This is a genomic window from Pseudomonas sp. HMWF006, from assembly GCF_003061205.1.
Taxonomy (GTDB): Bacteria; Pseudomonadota; Gammaproteobacteria; order Pseudomonadales; family Pseudomonadaceae; genus Aquipseudomonas; species Aquipseudomonas monsensis.
The window spans coordinates 17,054-21,343 of the sequence record NZ_QAIU01000573.1; the positions used below are offsets into that span (position 1 = coordinate 17,054).

A 4,290-nucleotide genomic window follows, 5' to 3' on the forward strand; every position below is an offset into this window, starting at 1 on the left:
TTCGATGTCACCGAGGTGTTCCCGTACGAAAGTATCAGCGCCGGACTGGCTCCGGCAGACTGCTACATCGTTGCACGTTACCGCTCGAGAGTCCGGCGAGAACTGTCGGTGATTTTTTCCGGAGCCGACAAGCAGCTTTACCTGAATATGCTGTCGGTCGACACCGTCTACTCGGCATTCAACCGCACGATGCCGGGGACGTGGGACGAATACCTGTTCGCGCCCGACGGTTCGTTGATTCGCTATCAGGCAGGCCTTTGGGACCGCGTGCTCGCCGACCTGTCACAATCCCTGACCGACACCGGCCATGTACCTCCTTCGCTTGATGCCGAGACCGTCAGGCAGCGCATCCGCAGCGGCGCATTGAAGATGGATAAATGGGTCGGCTCGCTGGCCGAGTCCGGCTATTTGCACGTGGTGGTCGGCAGCGATATTTGGGGCGCGCCCCGTCATGTCACTCGCTGGGTGCCCTTCGCTGCGGATTTGCTGCCCATTGCCGATTACCACAAAGCCACCCATGCACCGGTCTGCAGTCCATTGTTCATTCAGGCCGATGCCGCCGCCACGTATGTTCATGAGGCGGTCGTGAGCCGCGATACGCTGACCTTCGGTTTTATCCTGCGCTCCGAGAGCAATGCGTTCATTGCCAGCCTGCCGATTGCGGCGCAGGGTTCGCGGCTGGCGCTGGACCGGGTCTTCGAGCAGGGGCGGATACACTACGGTCATGGGCTGGAGGCTATTTATTTGCGTGCATCCTTTCCGCCGTTGGGCGCGCGGCACAATGACGTGCGCAGTGTGTTTCTTTCACCGACCGATGTCTTGCAAGCCTGCCGACGGGCCAACACGCCCCAGGGCTATTTACCCATCTACATTTCCTGCGCCGACGGGGCACTGTTGAGATTGCAACTGCATGCCTTCGAACCCGGTGAGTTCTACGACAGGCACGGGCAGATCGAACTGCGCCCCAACACGTTCGATTCGCCCGCGCAGACGGCGAACGATGAGCGTGACATGGCCAAAGGCACGTTCGTGCTTGCCGATTACGTGCGTCGAATGGCTCGGGCGGGCAAGCTCGAAGTGCTGCAAACCAGCGAGTATTGGTCGCGCCTGGGCTGGATTCGCGAGGAAAGAGAACCTGTCGAGGGCGAGACTGCCGACGATGAAAGATGGCGCAACCATCCGGAGCCCGCGTTGGGGCCGGTGTTCCATCACGCTGACGATGCCGCCCGCCATGCCGGCAGTCGAACCGGCGAACCGGTCATCGACCGAGGGTACGAAGGGGCGATACTGGCGCACAGCACGAGCAATCGCTTTGTCCCGCTCGAACCGGTTGCCGTTTCGGCGCGTCAAAGCCGCCCGCTGGCACGGATATTCCGCGCCTCCACGGATCCGTCGACCGGTTGGCGCGACCCCGCCCCGCGATACCCTGAGGGCTTTTCCCTGGTTGCCAGTCATCAACTGCACCTGTCCGGAAACACCTCGCTTGGTGTCGATTCGGAGCACGTGCAGGCCAACTTCGCCTCGCCGGCTCAGCTACAGGCGCATACCCATCAGCTCAAGGATCAGGGCTTCGCGATCCAGACCTACTACTTTTCAACGCCCCACGGCGTTTTGCTCAAGTACATCCCGGTCTATACAGCCGCCGAGAGGAAGTTACTGTCGACCCGGCAGGTGGCGTATGAAAAGGGCCGATGGGTCACACGGCTGAGCCCCGGCGAGTTCATTTCCAGGCTTGGGGCGCTGGGCGAACTGTCAGTACTGGTCGCCGGCCACTACTGGCGCCAGACCGGGCGACAGGGTGCCACCTGGCCGATTGGCCGTCAGCAACCGCCCAGCCCGGGCATTGTTCGCCGCAGGGATGAGTTGTAGGCGCCGATCAAGGCCGCTTGACGCGGGTGACAGGTGTCACCCGCGTGCAAGGGGTCAACCGGGCAGATCTGCCGTTTGCTGACCGAGTCGCGCCAGCAAAAACCGGTCCAGCAACCACACCACCACCAGCGAAGCCCCCACCAACGGAAACACCACCGCCAGCGCGAGCATGATCACCACACCGGTTTTCCATTTCGGCAAGTCATGGCGCAGCGGTGGTACGCCGAATTTGCCCTGCGGTCGGCGCTTCCACCAGATCACCACGCCACTGACGGCACTGAGCAGAATCATCAGGCAGATCAGCAGCACGACGATCTGGTTGAAGGTGCCGAACATCTTGCCTTCGTGGAGCATCACGCCGATTTCCGTGGCGCGGGCCACCGCGCCGTACTGTTCGAATCGCACATCGGCCAGCACCTTGCCGGTGTATTGATCGACGTGCAGGGTGGCGTCGTTGCGCGGGTCATCGGCGAACACGGCAATGGTGAATACCCCGGTGGCGGTCTTCGGCAGGGTGATGCTGTAGCCCGGCTCGACCTTGCGTTCAATCGCGATGTTCTGCACGTCTTGCAGGCTGATGGCCGGCGCAGCGGGGCCGTGTTGCATGCCGCCGTGGGCCATGTGCTCGGCGTGGTCGCCGGACATCGGCATCGGCGTGTTTTCCATCGCCCACGGCACGGTCTGGCGCGCGGCGTTGTTGAGGCTGCCGGCCTCGACGTCGGAGGTCGGCACGTTGTTCCACATGGCGGCGGGGAACACGTTCCAGACCTGGGCGTACTGCTTGCCCCAGAACCCGGTCCAGGTCATGCCGCTGAGCAGCATCACCAGCAGCAATGCCGCGCCCCAGAAACCGGTGACCGCGTGCAGATCACGCCACAACACGCGCCCGCGGCTGTTCAGCCGAGGCCACAAAATGCCCGCGGCCTGACCGCGCGGCCACCACAGGAACACCCCCGACAACACCAGCACCACGCCCCAACCGGCGGCCATTTCGATCAGGCGATCACCGACCGTGCCGATCATCAACTCGCCGTGAATGGCGCGGGCGATGGCTTGCAGATTCCGCTTGGCATCCTGTTCGCCAAGGATGTCGCCATGGTAGGGGTCGATGAACACGTTAAGTTCGTGTTCAGCGTTCTTGACCACGAACTGCGCGCTGCGTCCGGCGTTGGCCGGCGGCAGGTACTGGGTGATCTGGCCCTGTGGATAGGCGCTTTTCACCCGTTGCAGCAAGTCATCGGCGGGCACGCTGTGGTGACCGACCGGGACGTTGAGCAGGCTGCTGTACATCAGTGAATCGAGTTGCGGTTTGAACAGATAGATGATGCCGGTCAGGGCCAACATCACCATGAACGGGGCGACGAAGAGACCGGCGTAAAAATGCCAACGCCAGGCCAGGTTGTAGAAATTCGGTTTGGGCTGTTTCATCACGTGTGCTCCGCTTGGCTTGGATCTTTTAGTTGTTCTGCAACCCTTGTGGGATTTGACTGTTAGAAGCTCATGTCGACCTTGGTCCAGAGCGTGCGCCCCGGTTCATTGATCGCTTGCGGGTCGTTGGCCGGGTAGCCGAATCCGGCGTTACCCGCCAGGTTCAGGTGTTCGGCGTAAGCCTTGCCGAACAGGTTGTCGACGCCGCTGCTGACCTTCCAGTTTTTGTTGATCCGATAGGCGCCGTTGAGCGAGAAGACGCCAAAGCCGCCGCTCTTGTCGTAGTCCTTGCCGACGACGTTGCCCTTGTTCTGGTCGATGCGGTGTTGCGCCGCGACCACCCGCCACAGCGCCCCGGCGCTCCAGTTGTCTTCGCTGTAGGTGAGGCCGAAACGCGCATCCAGCGGCGGCATTTGCGGCAGGGCTTTGCCATCGCTGCTGTTTTTGCCCCAGGCGTAGGCCAGGGTCGCGTCGGCTTTCCAGTGATCGGTGAGCTTGTACGCCGCACCGAGTTCGCCGCCCATGATCCGCGCGTCGATGTTCTCCGCGCGCGAGCTGCTCATGCCCATCATCGTCGGCGTGTAGTCGAACAGGATGTAGTCGCGCACCACGCCGATGTAGCCCGAAGCCCAGGCTTCAAGGTCGGCATTTTTGTAGTTCACGCCGAAGTCGAGCTGGGTGGTTTTCTCCGGTTTGATCGAGTCGAACGCATTCACCGAACCGGCCGGGCCGGACTTCGGTGAAAACAGTTCCCAGTAATCCGGGAAACGTTGCGCGTGGCCGAGACCGGCGTAGAGGGTGGTCGGGCTGTCAGCCAGGTCGTGCTCGTAACGGACAAATCCGCTGGGCAGGGTGTCGGCACGGGTGTCGTCGGCGGTCGGGTTCGGCCGGCTCATCATTCCGGAACCGGTGGTCTGCCGATAATCCTTGGCCGAAGCGCGGTCGACCCGCACGCCGGTGATCAGGCGATCACGGTCGGCGGCGTACCAGGTC

2 protein-coding genes and 1 pseudogene are annotated in these 4,290 nt (G+C 62.4%); 1 reads left to right on the forward strand and 2 read right to left on the reverse strand.

What is annotated here, in order from left to right:
• Positions 1 to 1,869: pseudogene (locus DBR24_RS31330) on the forward strand (hypothetical protein); the annotation flags it as partial.
• Between the two features lie 54 nt (positions 1,870 to 1,923).
• On the opposite strand, the gene DBR24_RS26335 reads toward DBR24_RS31330, so the two are convergent.
• Both DBR24_RS26335 and DBR24_RS33890 read right to left on the reverse strand, forming a co-directional pair.
• On the reverse strand, positions 1,924 to 3,297 hold the full coding sequence (locus DBR24_RS26335; RefSeq protein WP_128616176.1) for a PepSY domain-containing protein: 1,374 nt from the start codon (positions 3,295 to 3,297) through the stop codon (positions 1,924 to 1,926).
• Positions 3,298 to 3,359: 62 nt separating this feature from the next.
• Positions 3,360 to 4,290 (reverse strand): TonB-dependent receptor domain-containing protein (locus DBR24_RS33890; protein ID WP_256591854.1); only part of this gene is annotated, 931 nt, incomplete at its 5' end.